The organism is Rhodanobacter sp. FW106-PBR-R2A-1-15, from assembly GCF_058789735.1.
Genome location: NZ_JBYTEM010000020.1, coordinates 44870 through 67656 on the forward strand (window position 1 = coordinate 44870; position 22787 = coordinate 67656).

Sequence of the window (22787 nt, forward strand, 5' to 3'; positions counted from 1 at the left end):
TCAGGCCGAGGCGATACGCTCGCGCCAGGCGCGCGTGCGCTCCAGGATCGCGACGGTATCCATGCCGACCAGTTCGCGCGTGGCCAGCTTGCGCTTGCCGGCAATCCACACGTCGCTGACCTGATGGCGGCCGGTGGCATAGACCAGCTGCGAGACGACGTGGAACAGCGGCTGGGTTTCCAGGTCGCTCAATCGCACGGCGGCGAAGTCGGCCTGCTTGCCGACTTCGATCGAGCCGATCTTCGCCTCCAGTCCGACCGCCTTCGCGCCGTTGAGCGTGGCCGCACGTAGCGCGAACGCCGCATCGAACGCCGCGGCGTCGCCGGCCACCGCCTTGGCCAGCAGCGCGGCGGTACGCATCTCACCGAACATGTCCAGGTCGTTGTTGGAGGCGCAGCCATCGGTGCCAAGCGCCAGGTTGACCCCGGCGACGCGCAGTTTTTCCGCCGGGCAGAAGCCGGAGGCGAGCTTGAGATTGGACTCCGGGCAATGCACCACCGACACGCCGGCGGCGGCGCAGGCGGCGATCTCGCCGTCGGTCAGCTGGGTCATGTGCACCGCGATCAGGCGGTCGTTGACCAGGCCCAGCTTCTGCAGCCGCTGGAACGGGCGCAGCCCGCTCCTGGCCTTCTCGTCCTCGACCTCGTGCGCAGTCTCGTGCGTGTGCAGGTGCACCGGGATGTCGAGCTGGTCGGACAACACGCGGATGCGCTCGAAGCTCTCGTCCGACACCGTATACGGCGCATGCGGCGCGAACGCGGTGCTGATCAGGTGGTCACCGCGGAAGCTGTCGTACACCTCGCCGGCACGTTCGAAGTACTCGTCCTGGCTTTTCGCCCAGGCGGTGGGGAATTCGATCACCGGCAGGCCGACCACCGCGCGGAAACCCAGCTTGCGGTAAGTGGCGCCGATCACGTCGGGGAAGAAGTAGTTCTCGTTGGCACAGGTGGTGCCGCCGCGCAGCATCTCGGCCACCGCCAGTTCCACGCCGTCGCGCACGAACTCCGGCCCCAGTACCTTCGCCTCGGCCGGCCAGATGTGCTGCTGCAGCCACACCATCAGCGGCAGGTCGTCGGCAAGGCCGCGCAGCAGGGTCATCGGATTGTGCGTGTGGCTGTTGACCAGACCGGGAATCAACGCGTGTTCGGAAAGCGAAACACGCTCGCGCGGCGCGTAGGCGGCATGCGCCTCGGCCATGGGGAGCACGGCCACGATGCGGCCGCCGTCGACGGCGACGGCGTGGTTGTCGAGCACCACGCCATGCGGTTCGATCGGGACGACCCAGCGCGCTTCGATCATCAGGTCGACGGGCTGCGGAGGCATCTGGCTCATCGCTCACTCACTGTGCAAGGGATAAATACGAGACGGGGCGGCGCACCTTGCGGCGCCCGCCCCAGAATCGTCATGTCTCGACATCGTCATTCCGGCGAAGGCCGGAGTCCAGGGCTCTCGTGCAGCCGGGTGAAGGGTTTGGCGTGCTGCGCACGAGTACTTCACTGGATCCCGGCCTTCGCCGGGATGACGAACCGGCAAAGGCGCGGGCACAGCCCGCGCGCCGGTTCGTCACTTGACGCGGCTGACGTACTCGCCGGTGCGGGTGTCGACCTTGATCACCTCGTCGGTGCCCACGAACAGCGGCACGCGCACCACCGCGCCGGTTTCCAGCGTGGCCGGTTTGCCGCCGCCGCCGGAGGTGTCGCCGCGCACGCCGGGATCGGTCTCGGTGATCTTCAGCTCGACGAAGTTCGGCGGCTGCACCGCGATGATCTCGCCGTTGAACAGCGTGACCACGCACTCTTCCTCGCCCTTCAGCCACTTCGCCGTGTCGCCGACGCCGGTCTTGCCGGCCTGGTGCTGCTCGAACGATTCCTGGTGCATGAAGTGCCAGAACTCGCCGTCGGAGTACAGGTACTGCATGTCGGTGTCGGTGATGTCCGCCACCTCGAACGAATCGCTGGACTTCATCGTCTGCTCGGTGGTGCGCCCCGTCTTCAGGTTGCGGATGAAGATGCGGGTGAACGCCTGTCCCTTGCCGGGCTTGATGAACTCGGCTTCGGTGATGATCCACGGATCGTTGTTGTGAAGGATCTTCATACCCTTCTTGACGTCGTTGAGACCGGCGGTGGCCATGCAGTGCGCTCCGATATATGAATTTCAATGTTCAAGGGCCCGAAACGGGCCCTTGCGCCGCTGCCGGCGGCTAAAATAGATGGTTTGACGGGCCGGCCGGCCCAGACAAGGCCACACATGATAACCGCAAGCCCTGCCGCACGCATTACGCCGGACGCCCCGGCCGCCGACTGGCGCCAGCTGTGGCGCGAGGCTGTCACCGATGCTGGCGAACTGCTGGACCTGCTCGGGCTGCAGCATCTCGCCGGCCAGCTGCCGCCGGCGGACGCCGGTTTCCAGCTGCGCGTGCCGCGCGGCTTCGTGGCTCGCATGCGCCACGGCGATTCGCGCGATCCGCTGCTGCTGCAGGTGTTGCCGCAACTGGTCGAGCTGGACGAGGTGCCCGGCTTCGTTACCGATGCGGTCGGCGACATGGCAGCGCGTGAGGCGCGCGGCGTGCTGCACAAGTACCACGGGCGCGCCCTGCTGATCGCCAGCGGCAGCTGCGCGATCAACTGTCGCTACTGCTTCCGCCGTCACTTCCCGTATGGCGAGGAGATGGCCGCCGCCGGCCAGTGGAAGCAGGCGCTGGAGCATCTGCGCCAGGACCCCTCGATCAGCGAGCTGATCCTGTCCGGCGGAGACCCGCTGGCGCTGGCCACCACCAAACTGGAGGAACTGGGCCGCGGCCTGGCCGAATTGCCGCAGGTCATCCGCCTGCGCATCCACAGCCGCCTGCCGGTGGTGCTGCCGGAGCGCATCGATGACGCCTTCACCGGCTGGCTGGGCGCGCTGCCGCTGCAGAAGGTGGTGGTGCTGCACGCGAACCATGCCAACGAACTGGACGCCAGCGTCGACGCCGCCTGCGCCCGGCTGCGCGCGGCCGGCGCCACCGTGCTGAACCAGTCGGTGCTGCTGCGCGGGGTCAACGACGACGCCAACGCGCTGGCCGAGCTGTCCGAGCGGCTGTTCGCCGCTGGCGTGCTGCCGTACTACCTGCACCAGCTCGACCGCGTACAGGGCGCCGCGCACTTCGAGGTCGACGACCACCGCGCCCTGGTCCTGGTGGAAGCGCTGCGCGCCCGCCTGCCGGGCTACCTGGTGCCCCGACTGGTGCGCGAGGTGGGCGGCGACGCCTCCAAACGGCCGCTGTAAAGCGGCAGTGGCGCCCGTCGCATGATTTTCCCGCTGGCGGCTGCTGGCGGAATCCGTTACAAACGGTCACTGCGGCCAAATGCGCCGACCGTCCAGCACCGCCCGCGATGAACAACGGACAGCGTCACGCCCCATGAAAAAAGATTTCGTCATCAAGATCCTCTTCGTCGAAAGCTCGCTGGAGGAGGCCGAGCAGATCATCAGCCTGCTGCGCAACACCGGCATTGCCGTGCGGCCAGCCCGCGCCACCAACGTCGAGCAGATGCAGGCCGCGGTGAACGAGCTGGAACCGGACGTGGTGATGTTCGACCCGGCGATCACCGGCATCACCCTGGAAGAGGCGGTCAAGGTGCTCGATGCCTACGGCCGCGATTATTCGCTGTTGGGACTGGTCAACACGATCGACAACCAGATCGTGGCGGATCTGTTCGTGCACGGTGCCCGCGGCGTCGCCTCGCGCAGCCAGCCGAAGCAGCTGATCGCGGTGCTGCAGCGCGAGTTTGACTCGCTGCAGACGCGCCGCCAGGTCCGCCGCCTGGAAACCGCCCTGCGCGAATCGGAGCGGCGCTGCGACGCGCTGCTCGACTCCTCCACCGACGCGATCGCCTACGTGCACGAGGGCATGCACGTGCGCGCCAACCAGGCCTACCTGGAAACCTTCGGCTACGACAGCTTCGACGACCTGCTCGGCTTGCCGGTGCTGGACATGATCGACTCGACCCATGCCGACGAGTTCAAGACCCTGCTGCGCGGACACGCGCGGCAGGAGAAGACACCATCCCAGCTCACCCTGCATGCGCGCCGCGCCGACGGCAGCCAGTTCGACGCCACGGTGGAGTTCGCGCCGGCCACCTTCGAGGGCGAGTCCTGCCTGCAGATCGTGTTCCGCCGGCAACTGGTCGACCAGACGGTGCTGGAGCAGCTGCAGCGCGACCCGGTCACCGGCCTGTTCAATCGCGCCCGCATGCTGGAATCCATCGATGATGCCGTGACCGCCGCGGCGAAGGGCAAGAAGGGCCAGTCGCTGCTGCTGGTCGAGCCGGACAACTGGGCCTCGCTGGTGGGCGGCATCGGCCTGGGCAAGGCCGACGAGTTGCTGGCCGGCTTCGCCGACCGCATCCGCATGCTGCTCGGCGCCGATGATGTCGCCGGCATGCTCGCCGAGCACACCCTGGGCGTGGTGCTCGATGCGCGTCCGGACGAGGCGATCAAGGAGTGGATCGCCAGGCTGCAACACAGCGTCAGCAACGAGATTTTCGACGCCGGCTCGCGCTCGATCACGGTCACCGCCAGCATCGGCGGCAGCCTGCTGGGCGAAAAGAACGCCAACGCCGAACTGCTGCTCAACCAGGCCAGCCAGGCCCTGCGCACCGCGCAGAGCCTGGGCGGCAGCCAGGTGGAGCTGCATGACCCGGCCGCGCGCGAAAAGGCCGACGAGGAACGCGAGCGCTACTGGCTGGAACTGCTGCGCAAGGCGCTCACCGGGGAAGGCCTGGTGCTCTATCATCAGCAGACCATCAGCCTGCAAGACGCCGAGGGTGACTATTCGGAGATCCTGCTGCGCATGAACGGCCCGCAGGGCGAGGTGCTGCCCGGCTTCTTCATGCCGATCGCCGAGAAGCACGGGCTTACCGGCGCGATCGACCGCTGGGTGCTCGACCAGGCCATCAGGGCGCTGCAGGCGCGCGAGGGCCTGGGCCAGCAGACCACGTTCTTCATCAAGCTCACCGCCGCCTCGCTGCAGGACGACAAGTTGCTGGCGTGGCTGGGCGATCGGCTCAAGCGGGCCGGGTTGAAGCGCGGCCAACTGGTGCTGGAGATGACCGAGAGCAAGGTGATGACCTTGCTGCGCCCGGCCCAGGAGTTCGTCAACGGCTGGAAGAAAGTGGGCGGCCGCTTCGCGCTGGAGCAGTTCGGCTCGGGCCTGAACTCGTTCCAGTTGCTCAACCACATCGACGCGGACTACCTGAAGATCGACCGCAGCTACATGGCCGACCTGCCGCAGCACCCGGAAAGCCAGAAGAAGGTGACCGAGATCTGCCAGCAGGCCCACGAGCTGAAGCGCCTGACCATCGCCGAATGGGTCGAGGACGCCACCAGCACCTCGCTGCTGTTCGCCTGCGGCGTGGATTTCGTGCAGGGCAATTTCCTGCAGCAGCCGCAACGCCTGGAGTGACGGCCTGCGGCAAAGCGCGCCGCCAGCCGCCCCGGAAGCACGAAAAAACCCGCGGATCGCTCCGCGGGTTTTTCATGCCACGGCGATCGCCGGGCGAATTACTCGGCAGCAGCAGCCTTCGCGTTGGCCTTGGCGGCGGCAGCGGCGGCGACGTCTTCCTTGATGCGAGCAGCCTTGCCTTCCAGACCACGCAGGTAGTACAGCTTGGCGCCGCGCACCTTGCCCCGGCGCTTCACCGTCACCGAGTCGATGGCCGGGCTGTGCGCCTGGAACACGCGCTCCACGCCGGTGCCATGCGAGATCTTGCGCACGGTGAAGGCCGAATGCAGGCCGCGGCTGCGCCGGGCGATGACGATGCCCTCGAACGCCTGCACGCGCTCGCGGTTGCCTTCCTTCACCTTGACGTTGACCACCACGGTGTCGCCGGGGTTGAATTCCGGCAGCTGGCGGGTGATCTGCTCGGATTCGAACTGTTCAATGATCTTGTTCATGGCGCACCTGTCGGTTCACGTTTGCGATATCAATGGCTGCGACCGTCAACCGGTCGCATCGTCTTGCCGTGTCGGCCTTCGCGAGGCGTGTTCACGGCGGAATTCATCCAGCAGGGCCCGGGATGGCGCATCCAGCCCCCGCTGTGACAACAAGTCGGGCCGCCGCAACCAGGTCCGTCCCAGCGACTGCTTCAGGCGCCAGCGGGCAATTGCCGCATGGTCGCCGGACAGCAGCACCTCCGGCACGGAACCCAGCGCATCGTGCACCGGTTTTGCATAGTGCGGACAATCCAGCAGGCCATCCGAGAATGAATCCTGCTCGGCCGACTGCGCATCGTTCAACGCGCCATCCTGCAAGCGCCCCACCGCGTCGATGACCACCGCGGCGGCGAGCTCGCCGCCGGACAGCACATAATCGCCGATGGAAAGCTCCTCGTCGACCTCGTGCGCCAGCAGACGCTCGTCCACACCTTCGTAACGCCCGCAGAGCAAGGCGACGCGCGGCATTTTCGCCAGCGCTTCCACCCTGCCCTGCGTCAGCCGCGCTCCCTGCGGACTGAGATAAACCAGATGCACCGGTTCCGGTGCCGCCGCACGCATGGCCGCCAGGGTCGTGCGCAACGGCTCGATCATCATCACCATCCCGGGACCGCCGCCGTACGAGCTGCTGTCCACGCTGCGGTGCCGGTCGGTGGCGTAGTCGCGCGGGTTCCAGGTTTCCACCTGCAGCAGCTCGCGCTGCTGCGCGCGTCCCACCACACCAACCGCGGCGCACTGGCGCACGAAGTCGGGAAACAGGCTGACGACATCGATGCGCATGGGCCTCAAACTCCAGCTTTCAGAATTCGGGATCCCAGTCCACCACCATGCGCCCTGCGGACAGATCCACCGAACGCACATACGAACCCTGGACGAAGGGAACCAGCCGCTCGCGCTCGCCGTCCCTCACCACCACCACGTCATTGGCGCCGGTGGCGAACAGGTGACTGACCCGCCCCAGCTTCACGCCTTCCGTGGTGACGACCTCAAGTCCCTCGAGATCGACCCAGTAATACTCGCCTTCCGCAGGAGGCGGCAGCTGCTCGCGGGCGACATGGATGTCGGTACCGACCAGCGCCGCTGCCTGCTCCCGGTCGTCCACCCCAGGCAGATGGGCCACCAGCCCCTTGCCCTGCGTGCGACCCTTCACTTCGCTGACCTGCGTCTCCGTGCCGGGCGCTGCACCGAGCAGCCACGGCTGGTAGTCGAAGATCCGCATGCGCGGCTCGGCCCAGGATTCGATCTTGAGCCAGCCCTGCACGCCATACAGTCCGACGATGCGCCCGATCAGGACGCGCCGACCGGCTGCAGTCATACTCAGGCAGCCTGCTGCTTGCCGGCTTCCTTGACCAGGGCGGCGACCTTGTCGGTCAGCTGGGCGCCCTTGCCGACCCACTCCTGCACGCGCGCGACGTTCAGCTCAAGGCGCTTGTCCTTGCCCGCCGCGACCGGGTTGTAGAAGCCCACGTTCTCGATATTGCGGCCGTCGCGCTTGTTGCGCTGGTCGGTCACGACGACGTGGTAGAACGGACGGCCCTTGGCGCCACCGCGCGAAAGACGAATCTTGACCATGGTAGAACTCCAGAATTGCCGAATCAGCGGCAGGCGCACGAGAGTCGTGCGCGGGAAACGGGGCATTTTAGCGGATTTTCGGGAAAAGGGAAGGCTTTCGCGACATGACAGCCCCGCACCGGAATCATTCCCGCGAGAGCGGGAATCCATCTTGCTCTGGCCGCAAAAGTCAAAATGGGTTCCCGCTTGACCGGCCCTTCGGCCGTTGAAAAGCGCCTCGCGGGAATGACGGTCGGCTTCGGGTAGGGGTTCCTCAGCGCAGCGGCGGCAGCCCACCCATGCCGCCCATGCCCTTCATGGCGCCGCGCATCTGCCGCAGCAGGCCCTTGCTGCCACCCTTGGACAGCTTGGACATCATCTTTTCCATCTGCATGTACTGCTTCAGCAGGCGGTTGACGTCGGCCGGCTGGGTACCCGAACCACGCGCCACGCGCGCGCGGCGCGAGCCGTTCAGCAGATCCGGGTGGCGACGTTCCTTCTTCGTCATCGAGCCGATGATCGCGATCATTCGCCTCATCTCGCCGTCGTTGACCTTGGACTTGACGCTGTCCGGCAGGCTGGACACGCCCGGCAGCTTGTCCATCAGGCCGGCCAGGCCGCCCATGTTGCCCATCTGCTCCAGTTGGTCCCTCATGTCGTTCAGGTCGAAGCGCTTGCCCTTCATCACCTTCTGGGCCAGCTTCTGCGCCTTGTCCTGGTCGACCTTGCGCTCGACCTCCTCGACCAGGCTCAGCACGTCGCCCATGCCGAGGATGCGCTGGGCCAGCCGGTCCGGATGGAACGGCTCCAGTGCGTCGGTCTTCTCGCCGGCGCCGAGGAACTTGATCGGCTTGCCGGTGACGTAGCGCACCGACAGTGCCGCGCCGCCGCGGGCATCGCCGTCGGTCTTGGTGAGGATCACGCCGGTCAGCGGCAGCGCCTCGTTGAATGCCTTGGCGGTGTTGGCGGCGTCCTGGCCGGTCATCGAGTCGACCACGAACAGGGTTTCGATCGGCGTGATCGCGGCATGCAGCGCCTTGATCTCGGCCATCATCGTCTCGTCCACGTGCAGGCGGCCGGCGGTGTCGACCAGCAGCACGTCGACCACCTCGCGCCGCGCGGCGGCGATGGCGTCCTTCGCGATCTGCACCGGATCCTGGCCCGTCGCGGACGGGAAGAACTTCACCCCGACCTGCTCGGCCAGCGTGCGCAGCTGCTCGATCGCGGCCGGACGGTAGACGTCGCAGCTCACCACCATCACCTTTTTCTTCTTGCGCTCGGTCAGCAGCCGCGCCAGCTTGGCCACCGTAGTGGTCTTGCCGGCGCCCTGCAGGCCCGCCATCAGCACCACCGCCGGCGGCTGCTGGGCCAGGTTCAGTTCGGTGTTGGCGGTACCCATCACCACGGTCAGCTCGTCGCTGACCACCTTGATCAGCGCCTGGCCCGGCGACAGGCTCTTGATCACGTCCTGGCCGACCGCGCGCACCTTGATCCGCTGGATCAGCGCCTGCACCACCGGCAGCGCCACGTCGGCTTCCAGCAGCGCAATGCGCACCTCACGCAGGGCTTCGCGGATGTTCTCTTCGGTCAGCCGGCCGCGGCCGCGCAGGCGGTTGACGGTGGTGGCAAGGCGTTGGCTGAGCGACTCGAACATGACGGGACCGGCAAACGGGAAAGCAGCCGATTATAGCGGACGGATCGCCCCACTCCGCATGCAAGCCGGCACGACCCTGTGCGACACTGCCCGGCAATGACCATCCACGTTCTGGCCCTGTTCGCCATCGCGCTCTACCTCGCTGCCGCCGCCGGGCTGGCGCGCCCGCTGCTGGGCGGCGGCCAGCCGCTGAACCGGCTGGCGCTGGCACTGGCCGGCGCCGCGGTGCTGATCCACGCCGGCATCCTGCTCGGCATGCATCGCGGCGCGCTGGACCTGCACTTCTTCGCCGCGCTGTCGCTGGTCGCATTCGTCGTCTCGGCGCTGACCCTGCTGGTGAACGTCTCGCGCCCGGTCGCCGCGCTCGGCGTGATCGTGTTTCCGCTGACCGCCGCGCTGCTCGCGCTGGACAGCTTCCTGGCGCCGCCCACCCTGCCGCAGCCAATGGACTGGCAGATCAAGCTGCACGTGACGGTGGCGCTGCTCGCGTTCGGCGTGCTGTCGATCGCCGCCGTGCTGGCGATCATGCTGGCGCTGCAGGAGCGCGCCCTGCGCCATCGCCAGCTCGGCCGCTGGCTGCGAGCGCTGCCGCCGCTGACGCTGACCGAAACCCTGCTGTTCCGTCTGATCAGCGCCGGCTTCGTGCTGCTCACGCTGACCCTGCTCACCGGCGTGCTGTTCGTCGACAACCTGTTCGGCCAGCACCTGGCGCACAAGACCGTGCTGTCGATCGGCGCCTGGCTGGTGTTCGGCGTGCTGCTGTACGGCCGCTGGCGGCATGGCTGGCGCGGCACCCGCGCGGTCAACCTGACCCTGATCGGCATGGCGGTGCTGGTGCTGGCATTCTTCGGCTCGAAATTCGTGCTGGAGCTGATCCTGCACCGCACGGTGCCCTGAGCACGCCCGCCGGCCGTCAGTCGGCGGGCCTCTCAGCGGCAGGCGTCGATCGCCTCGCCCAGCCGCTCCACCCCGACCACTTCCATCTCGCCCACGCGCCCTTTCTTCGGTGCGTTCGCCTTCGGCACGATGGCGCGGCGGAAACCGTGGTGGGCGGCCTCCTTCAAGCGCTCCTCGCCGTTCGGCACCGGGCGGATCTCGCCGGACAGGCCGACTTCGCCGAAGGCGATGGTGTGCTCCGGCAGCGGCCGGTCGCGCAAGCTGGACAGCACCGCCAGCAGCACCGGCAGGTCGGCCGCCGTCTCCTGCACGCGGATGCCGCCGACCACGTTGACGAACACGTCCTGGTCGTAGGCCGCCACGCCACCGTGCCGGTGCAGCACCGCCAGCAGCATCGCCAGCCGGTTCTGTTCCAGGCCCAGGGTGACCCGGCGCGGGTTGCCCAGCGAGCTCTGGTCCACCAGCGCCTGCACCTCCACCAGCAGCGGCCGGGTGCCTTCGCGGGTGACCATCACCGCGCTGCCCGGCGTGGGGCCCGCGTGCGTGGACAGGAAGATCGCCGACGGGTTCGGCACCTCGCGCAGGCCCTTGTCGCCCATCGCAAACACGCCCAGCTCGTTGACCGCGCCGAAGCGGTTCTTGAATGCGCGCAGCACGCGGAAGCGCGAACCGGATTCGCCCTCGAAATACAGCACCGCGTCGACCATGTGCTCCAGCACGCGCGGACCGGCGATGCCGCCTTCCTTGGTGACGTGGCCGACCAGGAACACGCTGGTGCCGGTTTCCTTGGCGTAGCGGGTGAGCTTGGCCGCCGACTCGCGTACCTGCGACACCGAGCCGGGCGCGGCGGTGAGCAGTTCGGTCCAGATGGTCTGGATCGAGTCGACCACCAGCACCCGCGGCCGCGTCGCCGCCGCCTGTTCGAGGATGCGTTCGATGCAGGTCTCGGCCAGCGCCTGCAGCGGCTCCAGCGGCAGGCCCAGGCGCTGCGCCCGCGCCGCCACCTGGGCCAGCGACTCCTCGCCGGTGACGTAGACGCTGGGCAGTTGCCCGCCCAGCGTGCCCAGCATCTGCAGCAGCAGGGTCGACTTGCCGATGCCGGGATCGCCGCCGATCAGCACCACCGAGCCCTGCACCAGACCGCCGCCGAGCACGCGGTCCAGCTCACCGATGCCGGTCAGCGTGCGGGCCTCGGTGGTCAGCGCCACCGCGGTCAGCGGCGTGATACGCGGCGCGCCCGCGGCGGCGCCGGCGTAACTGGAACGCTGCGCGCCCACCGACGGCTTCGCCGCCGACGCCGGCGCCAGCACGATCTCGCTGAGCGTGTTCCACGCGCCGCACTCGGCGCACGCGCCCTGCCACTTCGGATGCTCGGCACCGCAATCGGTGCAGACATAGGCGGTCTTGGCCTTGGCCATGCGGATTCCCGGCTGAATACGTAGAGGCGAGCTTGGCACGCGATCATCGCAGACGGCGAGACGCATCGGCGCGAAAAGCTGTCCGTTTTCGCCGCGTGGTTTCCTTGCGCTCAGTCGAACGAGCCGACGAACGAGTCCGACGCGTAGTTCACGAACTGGGTGTAGTGGCCAAGGAAGGTCAGCTTGCAGGTATCGGTGGGGCCATTGCGCTGCTTGCCGATGATGATCTCGGCGATGCCCTTGTCGGGCGATTCCTTGTTGTAGTACTCGTCGCGGTAGATGAACATGATCACGTCGGCGTCCTGCTCGATCGCGCCGGATTCGCGCAGGTCCGACATCATCGGGCGCTTGTCGGCGCGCTGTTCCAGCGAGCGGTTCAACTGCGACAGGGCGATCACCGGCACGTTCAGTTCCTTGGCCAACCCCTTCAGCGAACGCGAGATTTCCGATATTTCGGTGGCGCGGTTCTCCTTGTTGCCGGGCACCTGCATCAACTGCAGGTAGTCGATCACGATCAGGCCCAGCCCGCCGTGCTCGCGGTGCAGCCGGCGCGCGCGCGAACGCAGTTCCACCGGCGACAGGCTGGGCGTGTCGTCGATGAAGATCTTCGCCTCGGACAACAGCGCGATGGCGTTGGAGACACGCGGCCAATCCTCTTCTTCGAGAGTGCCGTTGCGCAGGTGTTGCTGGTGGATGCGGCCGACCGAGGAGATCAGGCGGAACGCCAGCTGCGAGGAGGACATTTCCATCGAGAACACCACCACCGCCTTCTTGCCGCCCAGCGCGGCGGCCTCGGCGATGTTCAGCGCGAAGGCGGTCTTGCCCATCGAGGGGCGCGCCGCGACGATGATCAGGTCCGATGGCTGCAAGCCGGAAGTGAGCTTGTCCAGGTCGGTGAAACCGGTGCTCACGCCGGTGAGCTGGCCGCGGTTCTCGTAGCGCTCGGTGAGCAGGCGGAACGCGTCCTTCACCGCCTCGCGCATCGAGACCGAATCCTTCTTGCCGCGTGCGCCGGATTCGGCGATATGGAACACGCGCTGCTCGGCGCTTTCCAGCACCTCGTGCACGCTCTTGCCCTCGGGCCGGTAGCCGTCCTCGGTGATCGAGGTACCGGCATCGATCAGCTGGCGCAGCACCGATTTCTCGCGCACGATCTCCGCGTAGGCGGCGATGTTGGCCGCGCTGGGCGTGCTGTTGGCCAGCTCGATCAGGTAGCCGGCGCCGCCGACCATCTCGGCCAGGCCGTTGCTCTCGAACCAGTCGCCCAGGGTCACCGCGTCGCACGGCATGCCCTTGTTCGCCAGCTCGTTGATCGCGCGCCAGATCAGCCGGTGGTCCTTGCGGTAGAAATCGTCCTCACCGAGGCGGTCGGCTACCTTGTCCAGCGCGTCCGGCGCCAGCATCAGGCCGCCCAGCACCGCCTGCTCGGCATCGATGGAATGCGGCGGCACCCGCAGCGCCTCGATGGCGGGCGACGAGGGTTTGCGTTCGGGCACGAAGGACATCGACTTACCTCTGGGAATGGCCCCACGAGCGGCGCGCCATGCGCCGACAGGTCGCGGGTAACCCCACGGACACCATGATGCGCGGCGGCGTCTCAACTTTCGATACAACAACCCTGTGGATATGTTGGGGACAGCTGGGGATAAATGCGGGATTCGGGATTCGGACAAGCGACTCCCGCGCAAACCTGCGGCATCAGCTTTCAACGAATCCCCAATCCCCAATCCCGAATCTCGGCCCTCCAAAAACAAACAGGCGCCTCGCGGCGCCCGTTGGTCCCATCGCGCGGATGGCGTACGGCTTACTTGTCGCCGACCACGATCACCTTGACCGTGGTCTGCACGTCGGCGTGCAGGTTCACCACCACGTCGTACTCGCCGACGTTGCGCAGCGGGCCTTCGCCCAGGATCACTTCGTTCTTGTGGACTTCGTGGCCGGCGGCGACCAGCGCCTCGGCGATGTCACGCGGGCCGACCGAGCCGAACAGCTTGCCTTCGGCGCTGGAGTGCGCGGCGATGGTCACCGCGACCTCGGCCAGCCTGGCCTTGCGCGACTCGGCATTGGCCAGCATGGTGTTGGCCTTCGCCTCGTATTCGGCGCGACGCTGCTCGAACGCGGCCAGGTTGGCGGCATTGACGCGCACGGCCTTGCCCTGCGGCAGCAGGTAGTTGCGGCCGTAGCCCGGCTTCACCACGACCTTGTCGCCGAGGTTGCCCAGGTTGCGGACTTTCTGCAGAAGAATGAGTTCCATGATGCTTTCCTGTTCGTTAGCGCCGGTGTGGCCCGACGCAGCCAGAGGACGGTTGTCCGAAGGGCGGAGATTCGGGAGACGGGATTCGGAAAGGCGCGATGCGGCGAGTCGCCGCTTCTACCGAATTCCGAATCCCCAATCCCGAATCCCGGACGTCATCAGACGTCGTGGTTGTCGGTGTACGGCAGCAGCGAGAGGAAGCGCGCGCGCTTGATCGCGGTGGCCAGCTGACGCTGGTAGCGGGCCTTGGTGCCGGTGATGCGGCTCGGCACGATCTTGCCGTTCTCGGTGACGTACTGGCGCAGGGTGTTGAGATCCTTGTAGTCGATCTCCTTCACGTTTTCGGCAGTAAAGCGGCAGAACTTGCGGCGGCGGAAAAACTTGGACATGAGTGTGCTCCTGATCAGTCGTCGCTGTCGCGATCGTTTTCGCGGTCACGGCCGCGGCCCTCGCCGTCACCCTCGTCGTCGCGACGACGGGTGGACTTGGCGTCGTCCTTTTCCTTCGACTTCAGGATGAAGGACGGCTCGGTGTCGGCCTCGTCGCGACGGATCACCAGGTGGCGCAACACGGCGTCGTTGAAGCGGAAACCCGACTCCAGCTCGTTCAGCGCATGCTGGCTCACTTCGATGTTGAGCAGCACGTAGTGCGCCTTGGCCAGGTTGACGATCGGGTAGGCCAGCTGGCGGCGGCCCCAGTCTTCCAGGCGGTGGATCTTGCCGCCATCGGTCTCGATCAGCGCCTTGTAGCGCTCGAGCATCGCGGGGACCTGCTCGCTCTGGTCCGGATGGACCATGAACACGACTTCGTAATGACGCAGGGTCATCGTGGTTTGACTCCTTGTGGATGCGGCCAAAAGCGGCCTTGCAGCCTCCCGCCGGTGCGGTGAGGCAAGTGTCCTGCCGGCGCCGGTTGGGACGCGGACAGAAGCGGAATTCTACGTGGAACGCGGAATGCGGCGCAAGTGGCTGAATCTGAAGAGGGCTCCATGGATGCCTCCCTTCCGGCTCATGCGTCCACGGAGGATCGCACGGGACTTGAAAGGTACGGCCTCGGATGGCCGCTTTTTGACCTTCGCGCTCAGGGATGAGCACACAAGGACCACCCCGTTCAACCCACCGTGAAACTCTCGCCGCAGCCGCATTCGCCGGTGGCGTTGGGGTTGTGGAACACGAAGCTGGCGTTGAGGCCCTGCCGCTGGAAGTCGATCACCGTGCCGTCCACCAGCGCCAGGCTCTTGTTGTCGACGATCAACGGCAGCCCGTCCACCTCGACCAGCCGGTCGCTCGCGCCGACCACGTCGGCCAGGTCCACCACGTAGGCGAAGCCGGAGCAGCCGCTGCGCCGGACGCCGAAGCGCACGCCGGCCGCCGTCGGCGTACCGGCCAGGAAGTGACGCATGCGTTCGTTGGCGGCGGGAGTGATGGTGATGCTCATGACGATGGATCGACCTCGGCAGATGGCCCGGAAAGTCGCAGCGCGGGCGACAGCTACATTATCATGCCGGCTTGGCCTTGCGGCTTCGCCGCGCGCGCCGTTCATCATCATTGCGTGCCGGCAGGCGGCGCACCAGCAGGAGTTTCAAGCGATGGCCGTGGTCAGTGTGAAGCAGGCTCTTTCCGGCAAGCTCGATGCCGGCAGCACGGTGACGGTGCGCGGCTGGGTGCGCACCCGCCGCGACTCCAAGGCTGGCCTCTCCTTCGTCAACGTCACCGACGGCTCCTGCTTCGACCCGATCCAGGCGGTGGTGCCGGCCACCCTGGCCAACTACGAGTCCGAGGTGAAGCACCTCACCGCCGGCGCCGGCGTGATCGTCTCCGGCACCCTGGTGCGGTCGCAGGGTAAAGGCCAGGCGTTCGAGCTGCAGGCCGACAGCGTGCAGGTCACCGGCTTCGTCGACGATCCGGAAACCTACCCGATCCAGCCCAAGCAGCACACCATGGAATTCCTGCGCGAGGTGGCCCACCTGCGCCCGCGCACCAACCTGTTCGGCGCGGTGACCCGCGTGCGCCACACCATGATGACGGCGATCCACCGCCACCTCACCGAACAGGGCTTCTTCTGGATCAACACGCCGATCATCACCACCTCCGACGCCGAGGGCGCCGGCGACATGTTCCGCCTGTCCACGCTGGACCTGGCCAACCTGCCGCGCGACGACAAGGGCAAGATCGACTTCCGCAAGGATTTCTTCGGCCGCGAGGCGTTCCTCACCGTATCCGGCCAGCTCAACGTCGAGGCGTATTGCCTGGCGATGAGCAAGGTCTACACGTTCGGCCCCACCTTCCGTGCCGAGAACTCCAACACGCCGCGCCACCTGGCCGAGTTCTGGATGGTCGAGCCGGAGATCGCCTTCGCCGACCTCGCCGCCGACGCGGACTGCGCCGAGGCGTTCCTCAAGGCGATCTTCAAGGCCGTGCTGGAGGAGCGCCCGGACGACATGGCGTTCTTCGCCGAACGCGTGCAGAGCGATGCCATCACCCGGATGGAGGCGTTCATCGCCAAGCCGTTCGAGCGCATCGACTACACCGACGCCATCGCGATCCTGCAGAAGTCGGGGCAGAAGTTCGAATACCCGGTGGCCTGGGGCATCGACCTGCAGACCGAACACGAGCGCTACCTCGCCGAGAAACATATCGGCCGCCCGGTGGTCGTCATGAACTACCCCGAGGCGATCAAGGCGTTCTACATGCGTCTGAACGATGACGAGAAGACCGTCGCGGCGATGGACGTGCTGGCTCCGGGCATCGGCGAGATCATCGGCGGCAGCCAGCGCGAGGAGCGGCTGGACTACCTCGACCGCCGCATGGTGCAGTTCGGCCTCGACCCCGCGGCCTATGGCTGGTACCGCGACCTGCGCCGTTACGGCACGGTGCCGCATGCCGGCTTCGGCCTCGGCTTCGAGCGCCTGCTGGTCTACATCTGCGGGCTGTCCAACATCCGCGATGCCATCCCCTACCCCCGAGCCGCCGGGACCGCCGAATTCTGAGCACACCCTTGCCCATGCCGATCCGACTCCCCGCCGCCGCCGCACTGGCCCTCGCCGTCCTACTGAGCGGCTGCCACAACGCCAAGGTCCTGCTGCCGCCGAACCTGCGCCCGCCGTCGGAAAACACCGGCGATGCACTGAAGCTGGCCCAACTGCAGCTGCTGCAGGCCAGCCCGTGCTGCAGCAACTTCGCCGACTTCTCCTATCGCAGCATGCTGCCGTGGCAGCCGCAGAAGTTCGTGCTGGGCAGCGGCAGCATGGTGGCGAACCTCAACGGCACGCAGAGCTACTTCCTCGCCTTCCGCCTGCCCACCGAGGCGAAATTGCCGTACCGGGTCGCCATGAAATCGGAGTTGAACGGCCGCTGGCTGCATGCCAGCTACCTGTTCGCGCCGACCGTGGTACTGCTGGACGAGGGGTTCCAGCCGATCCGCGCCGAGGACATCGGGCTGTGCGAACACATGGGCTGGGGCGACGAGACCACCGGCGCCTTCGGCAGCCTGAGCATCGACAGCGCCAAGGCACGCTACCTGCTGGTCTACAGCTCGGCCGAGCAGCAGTCGGGCAAGACCTACTGGGAACAGTCGCCGGCGTCGTTCTCCAGCTCCAGCGCCGCCTCGTTGCAGATGAATTCCACCGGCAGCTTCAGCATCCCGCACGGGCCTGACGGCACCCTGTGGGTCGGCATGATGAACAAGACCTACGAGAAGGCGCTCGACAACGCGATCTGCAAGAAGGCCGCGAAGGGGGAAGGCGTGCTCAACACCCTGCGCACCGCGTTGCCGCTGCCCTGGAGCAACGGCAGCGGCGGCAAGAACGGCCATAGTCCTTCGCCATGATCGTCCTCTATCTCGCCCTGCTGGCGAGCGGCGTCGGCCTGTTCGTGTTGTCGTACGTGGCGCCGTTCCGTGCCGCCGCGCTGCTGCGCACGCGCTACCCGCAACACTGGCAGGTCATCGCCACGGCCGCGCAGGGCCGGTTCTCCGGGTTCCGTGTCTGGGCCAACATGCAGCAGGTACTGCGCTCGCCGGCCCTGCCGGCGCTGGGCGACGCCACGATCAACCGCTGGCGCCTGGTGTGGCGCTACAGCCAATGGCTGGGCTGGTTGTGCTGGCTCGCCGCGCTGACCATGCGGCTGTGGGTGCACTGAAAGGAGCCGACGGACATGCAACTGGATCTGGGTGGACGTCACGCGCTGGTCTGCGGCGCCTCGCAAGGCATTGGTCGCGCCAGCGCGATCGAGCTGGCCGAACTCGGCGCCAGCGTCACCCTGCTGGCGCGCTCGGGCGATCGGCTCAAGGCCGCCGCCGAGAGCCTGCCGCAGACACGCACCGGGCAGCGGCACGACTGGTGCGGCGTCGACATGCTGGACACGGCCGGCCTGCAAGCCACCGCCACCGACCTTGCTGCCCGCACCCCGGTGCACATCCTGATCAACAACAGCGGCGGCCCTCCGGGCGGCCCGGCATACAGCGCGGACCTGGCCGCCTTCGAGACCGCGTTCCGCCAGCATCTGCTGGCCGGCCAGGTGCTGCTGCAGGCGCTGCTGCCCGGCATGCGCGCGAGCGGCTACGGCCGCATCGTCAACGTGATCTCCACCTCGGTGAAGGAACCGATCGCCGGGCTGGGCGTGTCCAACACCGTGCGCGCCGCCGTCGCCGGCTGGGCCAAGACCCTGTCCGCCGAACTGGCCTCCGACGGCATCACCGTCAACAACGTGCTGCCCGGCTACATCCGCACCCAGCGTCTGGACAGCCTGCTCGCCGCGCAGGCCGCGGCCAGCGGATGCGACGAGGACACCATCGCCCAGAGCATGCTGGCCTCGGTGCCGGCCCGCCGTTTCGGTGAAGCCGGCGAAGTGGCCGCGGTGATCGCCTTCCTGTGCACGCCCGCCGCCGCCTACGTCAATGGCGTCAGCATCGCGGTGGACGGTGGCCGCACCCGCGCGTTGAGCTGAGCGGACGTCTGCTGCCGACCCGCTTCCCGCTCGCGCATACGCCAGCGTCCGGTGCAATTGCGGCACGCTGGTCCTAAGCTTGTCGCGATGTCCACCCCGCGCCTAGCCAATCTGATCGATGGTCGCCCGCAAGCGCCCCGCGTCGATGCCTGGCTCGACGTGCACGAGCCGGCGACCGGCCAGGTCTTCATGCAATGCCCCGATTCGACGGCGGCGGATGTCGCTGCCGCGGTGGATGCCGCCCGCCGCGCCGCGCCGGGATGGGCCGGCACGCCGATCGAGCAGCGCGCGCAATACCTGAACCGGCTGGCCGACCTGGTCGAGGCGCGGCTGCAGGAATTCGCCGCACTGGAATCGCGCGACAGCGGCAAGCCGCTGGAGCTCGCGCGCCGGCTCGACATCCCGCGCGCGGTCAGCAACCTGCGTTATTTCGCCGCCGCGATCGTCGGCTGGGGCAGCGAATCGCACGCGATGGAGGCCGGCTCCGGCGGCATCGGCGCGATCAACTACACCTTGCGCCAGCCGCTCGGCGTGGTCGGCTGCATCAGCCCGTGGAACCTGCCGCTGTACCTGTTCACCTGGAAGATCGCCCCCGCGCTGGCTGCCGGCAACACGGTGGTGGCCAAGCCGTCGGAAGTAACGCCCTGCACTGCCGCGCTGCTCGGCGAGCTGAGCATCGAGGCCGGCTTTCCGCCCGGCGTGCTGAACATCGTGCAGGGCCGCGGGCCTGCTGTGGGCCAGGCGATCGTCGAGCACCCCGAGGTCAAGGCGGTCTCCTTCACCGGCAGCACTGCCACCGGCGCGCGGATCGCCGCCATCGCGGCGACGCAGTTCAAGAAGGTGTCGCTGGAGATGGGCGGCAAGAACCCGGCGATCGTGTTCGCCGACGCCGAGCTGTCCGACGCCAACCTCGACACCATCGTGCGCTCGGGTTTCGCCAACCAGGGCGAGATCTGCCTGTGCGGCTCGCGTCTGCTGGTACAGCGCTCGATCTACGGGGCGTTCCGCGAACGCTACCTGGCGCGCGTGCAGGCGCTGCGTGTGGGCGACCCGGATGACGCCGCCAGCGACCTCGGCGCGATGGTCTCGCAAGCGCACCACGACAAGGTGCTCGGCTGCATCGAGCAGGCCCGTGCCGAAGGCGGCCGCGTACTCTGCGGCGGCGGCGCACTCACCCTGCCCGGCCGCTGTGCCGGCGGCTGGTTCATCGCGCCGACGGTGATCGACGGCCTGCCCTCGGCGGCCCCGACCAACCAGCAGGAAATCTTCGGCCCGGTGGTCAGCCTGATTCCGTTCGAGGACGAAGCCGAGGCGCTGGCGATCGCCAACGACAGCCGCTACGGGCTGGCCGCCTCGCTGTGGACGCAGGACCTCGCGCGCGCCCACCGGCTCGCCGCCCGGCTCGAATTCGGCATCGTCTGGATCAACTGCTGGCTGCTGCGCGACCTGCGCACGCCGTTCGGCGGAGTCAAGCAATCCGGGCTCGGCCGCGAGGGCGGCAATGAAGCGCTGCACTTTTTCACCGAACCGAAGAACATCTGCCTTGCCTACGAGGCGACCCCGCCGCAGCGCTAGAACACACAGGCGCGAACCCATGGAGCCCTGATGAATTCACTGAAAGACCTGCTTGCCAACAACCGCCGCTGGGCCGCCCAGGTCACCGCGCAGGATCCGACCTTTTTCGAGCAGCTCTCGCAGCAGCAGGCGCCGCGCTACCTGTGGATCGGCTGCTCGGACTCGCGCGTGCCGGCCACCCAGATCGTCGACCTGCCGCCGGGCGAGATCTTCGTGCACCGCAACGTCGCCAACGTGGTGGTGCACACCGACCTCAACGCGCTCAGCACCATCCAGTTCGCGGTCGACGTGCTGCACGTGAAACACATCCTGGTGGTCGGCCACTACGGTTGCGGCGGCGTCGGCGCGGTGCTGAAGGAAAGCCGTCTGGGCCTGATCGACAACTGGCTCAGGCACATCACCGACATCGCCATGAAGCACGCCGACAAACTCGATCCGGCACAGTCGTTCGCGATACGTCATGCCCGCCTGTGCGAACTGAACGCGCTGGAACAGGCGCTTAATGTGTGCCACACCACGGTGGTGCGCGAGGCGTGGGAGCGCGGCCAGCAGCTGGCAGTGCACGCATGGATCTACGGGCTGGACGATGGCCACATCCACGACCTGGGCCTGGACGTACGCAGCCGCGAGCAATTGCCCGAGGCCTACCACCAGGCGATGACCCAGCTCACCCGTCGCTGGGAAGGCGCAGCGTGAGCAGCGGCAGCATCCGCGCCGACACTGCCCCCGCGCCGGTCGGCGCCTATCCGCACGCACGGCGCGTCGGCAACCTGCTGTTCCTCTCCGGCGTCGGCCCGCGCCAGCCTGGCAGCAACGCGATCCCCGGCAACGTGCACGACGCGGATGGTCGGCTGACCGACTACGACATCGAGGCGCAGTGCCGGCAGGTGTTCGCCAACGTGCGCGCCGTGCTGGAGGCCAGCGGCGCATGCTGGGAGGACCTGCTCGACGTCACTGTGTTCCTCACCGACATGCAGCGCGACTTCGCCGCCTACAACCGCCTCTACGCGGAACACTTCGCCGGTGTCGATGCCTGCCGCACCACGGTGGGCATCGCCGCGCTGCCCACGCCGATCGCGATCGAGCTGAAGTGCATCGCCGCCTTGCCGGTGTCGTCGCACTGAACCCCGCGAACGGCGCGCGAACCGGCCACGCATGAAAAACCCCGCCGGACGGTGCCGGCGGGGTTCCGATCCACTACGACGGCATCAACCCGCCGTCGATGCCGGCGCCGGCTCGGCACCGGCGGCCGCCTGGTGGCTCTTGTGATGACGGGACTTGTGGTGCGACTTGTGGTGCGTGGCCGTTTTCGGCGCGGTGTTCTCAGTCGTGGCCGGAGCAGGAGTGGCCGGCTCTGTTTGCGCCGCCGGAGTGGTCGCTTGCGGGGCCGGGGTCGCCTGGGCGAACACGGAACCGGAAAGCACAACACCTGCCACGACTAGGGCAGCGGTCAGAAGTTTACGCATCATGATGTCGAGCCTCGGACGTTGGAGGAATCGCGGACCCGGCCGGAACCCGGCACCTCGGGCGGCGCGACGAAACCGACGATGCGACGACCATGGCGTACGAGCGCTGAATGAGCGCCGCGATTGCCCGCGCAACGGGCACGCGGCGGCTTGACTTTCACCGCAGCCGATCGTGGCCGCAATTACTTGCGCTCAAGCCAGGCAGAGCTGCAGCAGGCGGCCGATCAGCTCCTGCACCGCCGGCGCTTTCGCCTCGTCGTAGGCGAAGCTCTGCTCGTCCATGTAATTGAGCTGGGCCAGCTCCAGCTGCACCGCCTGCACGCCGTTCGCCGGCGTGCCGTAGTGGCGCGTGATGTAGCCGCCCTTGAAGCGGCCGTTGACGGCAAAATCGAAGCGCGACTGCGACGTCAGGCAAGACTGCAGCCGGGCCTGCAGCGCGGGAGTGCAACTCGCTCCCCCCGCCGTGCCGAGATTGAAATCCGGCAGTCGCCCGTCGAACAGCATGGGTACCCGGCTGCGGATCGAATGCCCCTCCCACAGCACCACCCGGCCATGCTCGGCGCGCAGCCGCGCAAGTTCCTGCGCAATCGCCTGGTGGTAGGGTCGCCAGCCGTCATTCACGCGCCGTTGAATTTCGGCGTCATCGGGCTCCTCGCCTTCCAGATACAACGGTTCACCATCGAAACCGAGCAGCGGAATCAGGCCGGTCTCGCGCTGGCCTGGATACAGCGCGTGGCCATCGGCGGGGCGATTCAGGTCGACCACGTAGCGCGATGCCACCGGTTTCAGCACGCTGGCGCCAAGCGCCTGCGCCAGCGGCTCGTACAGCCGGCCGACATGCCAGTCGGTGTCCGGGGCGCGCCGGGCCGCCGGACGCATCCGCACCGCGATATCGCCGGGGACGAAACTGCCATCGTGCGGCAGGCTGATCAGCAGCGGCGCATGGCCGCGCTGCAGAGTGAAGGCGGTAGTCATCGCGGCATTGTACCCAGTCCCCCGCCGCGTCCCTGCGCCTGGCCGGGACGCGCTTGCCTGCGGAAGCATACGCAGGCACGC

General features: G+C 67.5%; 24 protein-coding genes. 10 read left to right on the forward strand and 14 right to left on the reverse strand.

What is annotated here, in order from left to right:
• Both AC3WTD_RS11520 and efp read right to left on the reverse strand, forming a co-directional pair.
• A complete protein-coding gene (locus tag AC3WTD_RS11520) occupies positions 1-1332 on the reverse strand; it encodes a TRZ/ATZ family hydrolase (RefSeq protein WP_027492779.1) in 1332 nt (443 codons plus the stop codon).
• A 231-nt stretch (positions 1333-1563) separates the two neighbouring features.
• Positions 1564-2130: an elongation factor P gene (efp, locus tag AC3WTD_RS11525; RefSeq protein ID WP_235642598.1), complete on the reverse strand. Its 567-nt coding sequence runs from the start codon at positions 2128-2130 to the stop codon at positions 1564-1566.
• A 117-nt stretch (positions 2131-2247) separates the two neighbouring features.
• Here efp and epmB point away from each other — a divergent pair, with 117 nt between their 5' ends.
• Entirely contained in the window at positions 2248-3264 is a 1017-nt protein-coding gene (gene epmB / locus AC3WTD_RS11530) for an EF-P beta-lysylation protein EpmB (protein WP_492613878.1), read from the forward strand.
• A gap of 133 nt (positions 3265-3397) precedes the next feature.
• Positions 3398-5440, forward strand: coding sequence for an EAL domain-containing response regulator (locus AC3WTD_RS11535; RefSeq protein ID WP_027492781.1), 2043 nt, complete (start codon positions 3398-3400; stop codon positions 5438-5440).
• 98 nt (positions 5441-5538) lie between these two features.
• Here the strand turns inward: AC3WTD_RS11535 and rplS are convergent, their stop codons facing one another.
• From rplS to ffh, 5 genes are all read right to left on the reverse strand, one after another.
• Entirely contained in the window at positions 5539-5931 is a 393-nt protein-coding gene (rplS, locus tag AC3WTD_RS11540) for a 50S ribosomal protein L19 (RefSeq protein ID WP_027492782.1), read from the reverse strand.
• Positions 5932-5976: 45 nt separating this feature from the next.
• Positions 5977-6750, reverse strand: a complete 774-nt coding sequence (gene trmD / locus AC3WTD_RS11545) for a tRNA (guanosine(37)-N1)-methyltransferase TrmD (RefSeq protein ID WP_027492783.1) — start codon at positions 6748-6750, stop codon at positions 5977-5979.
• Between the two features lie 19 nt (positions 6751-6769).
• Positions 6770-7285, reverse strand: a complete 516-nt coding sequence (gene rimM / locus AC3WTD_RS11550) for a ribosome maturation factor RimM (RefSeq protein WP_027492784.1) — start codon at positions 7283-7285, stop codon at positions 6770-6772.
• Positions 7286-7287: 2 nt separating this feature from the next.
• Complete coding sequence (gene rpsP / locus AC3WTD_RS11555; protein ID WP_007510510.1) at positions 7288-7542, reverse strand: 30S ribosomal protein S16; 255 nt, start codon at positions 7540-7542, stop codon at positions 7288-7290.
• Positions 7543-7795: 253 nt separating this feature from the next.
• Positions 7796-9175 carry a signal recognition particle protein gene (gene ffh, locus AC3WTD_RS11560; protein WP_492613879.1) on the reverse strand — a complete coding sequence of 460 codons (1380 nt, stop codon included), beginning with the start codon at positions 9173-9175 and terminating at the stop codon, positions 7796-7798.
• Positions 9176-9271: 96 nt separating this feature from the next.
• Between ffh and AC3WTD_RS11565 the strand changes: the two genes are divergently transcribed.
• On the forward strand, positions 9272-10072 hold the full coding sequence (locus AC3WTD_RS11565; RefSeq protein ID WP_027492786.1) for a cytochrome C assembly family protein: 801 nt from the start codon (positions 9272-9274) through the stop codon (positions 10070-10072).
• 32 nt (positions 10073-10104) lie between these two features.
• Here AC3WTD_RS11565 and radA read toward each other — a convergent pair whose 3' ends face one another.
• The 6 genes from radA to AC3WTD_RS11595 all read right to left on the reverse strand — a co-directional run bounded on the left by radA (position 10105) and on the right by AC3WTD_RS11595 (position 15181).
• Positions 10105-11490 (reverse strand): DNA repair protein RadA, encoded by a 1386-nt coding sequence (radA, locus tag AC3WTD_RS11570; RefSeq protein ID WP_235642596.1) that lies wholly within the window; start codon positions 11488-11490, stop codon positions 10105-10107.
• Between the two features lie 110 nt (positions 11491-11600).
• Entirely contained in the window at positions 11601-12995 is a 1395-nt protein-coding gene (locus AC3WTD_RS11575) for a replicative DNA helicase (RefSeq protein WP_027492788.1), read from the reverse strand.
• Positions 12996-13294: 299 nt separating this feature from the next.
• On the reverse strand, positions 13295-13744 hold the full coding sequence (gene rplI, locus AC3WTD_RS11580) for a 50S ribosomal protein L9 (RefSeq protein WP_492613880.1): 450 nt from the start codon (positions 13742-13744) through the stop codon (positions 13295-13297).
• A 158-nt stretch (positions 13745-13902) separates the two neighbouring features.
• The gene (rpsR, locus tag AC3WTD_RS11585; protein ID WP_008434437.1) at positions 13903-14133 is read right to left on the reverse strand and encodes a 30S ribosomal protein S18; all 231 of its coding nucleotides are present in this window, start codon (positions 14131-14133) and stop codon (positions 13903-13905) included.
• A gap of 14 nt (positions 14134-14147) precedes the next feature.
• On the reverse strand, positions 14148-14570 hold the full coding sequence (gene rpsF, locus AC3WTD_RS11590; RefSeq protein ID WP_027492790.1) for a 30S ribosomal protein S6: 423 nt from the start codon (positions 14568-14570) through the stop codon (positions 14148-14150).
• Positions 14571-14854: 284 nt separating this feature from the next.
• The gene (locus AC3WTD_RS11595) at positions 14855-15181 is read right to left on the reverse strand and encodes a HesB/IscA family protein (RefSeq protein ID WP_027492791.1); all 327 of its coding nucleotides are present in this window, start codon (positions 15179-15181) and stop codon (positions 14855-14857) included.
• A gap of 151 nt (positions 15182-15332) precedes the next feature.
• On the opposite strand from AC3WTD_RS11595, the gene asnS reads away from it, so the two are divergent.
• The 7 genes from asnS to AC3WTD_RS11630 all read left to right on the forward strand — a co-directional run bounded on the left by asnS (position 15333) and on the right by AC3WTD_RS11630 (position 21389).
• The gene (asnS, locus tag AC3WTD_RS11600; protein ID WP_492613881.1) at positions 15333-16733 is read left to right on the forward strand and encodes an asparagine--tRNA ligase; all 1401 of its coding nucleotides are present in this window, start codon (positions 15333-15335) and stop codon (positions 16731-16733) included.
• A gap of 14 nt (positions 16734-16747) precedes the next feature.
• The gene (locus AC3WTD_RS11605) at positions 16748-17572 is read left to right on the forward strand and encodes a MalM family protein (RefSeq protein WP_492613882.1); all 825 of its coding nucleotides are present in this window, start codon (positions 16748-16750) and stop codon (positions 17570-17572) included.
• Complete coding sequence (locus AC3WTD_RS11610; RefSeq protein ID WP_492613883.1) at positions 17569-17883, forward strand: hypothetical protein; 315 nt, start codon at positions 17569-17571, stop codon at positions 17881-17883. The genes AC3WTD_RS11605 and AC3WTD_RS11610 overlap by 4 nt, the downstream gene beginning before the upstream one ends.
• Before the next feature lie 15 nt (positions 17884-17898).
• The gene (locus AC3WTD_RS11615) at positions 17899-18690 is read left to right on the forward strand and encodes an SDR family oxidoreductase (RefSeq protein ID WP_492613884.1); all 792 of its coding nucleotides are present in this window, start codon (positions 17899-17901) and stop codon (positions 18688-18690) included.
• Positions 18691-18777: 87 nt separating this feature from the next.
• Entirely contained in the window at positions 18778-20265 is a 1488-nt protein-coding gene (locus AC3WTD_RS11620) for an aldehyde dehydrogenase (RefSeq protein WP_027492796.1), read from the forward strand.
• Positions 20266-20295: 30 nt separating this feature from the next.
• Positions 20296-20961, forward strand: a complete 666-nt coding sequence (gene can / locus AC3WTD_RS11625) for a carbonate dehydratase (RefSeq protein ID WP_027492797.1) — start codon at positions 20296-20298, stop codon at positions 20959-20961.
• Positions 20958-21389, forward strand: coding sequence for a RidA family protein (locus AC3WTD_RS11630; protein ID WP_027492798.1), 432 nt, complete (start codon positions 20958-20960; stop codon positions 21387-21389). The genes can and AC3WTD_RS11630 overlap by 4 nt, the downstream gene beginning before the upstream one ends.
• A 534-nt stretch (positions 21390-21923) precedes the next feature.
• On the opposite strand, the gene hutG is transcribed toward AC3WTD_RS11630, so the two are convergent.
• Entirely contained in the window at positions 21924-22706 is a 783-nt protein-coding gene (hutG, locus tag AC3WTD_RS11635) for an N-formylglutamate deformylase (protein ID WP_027492799.1), read from the reverse strand.
• Between the last annotated feature and the right edge of the window lie 81 nt (positions 22707-22787).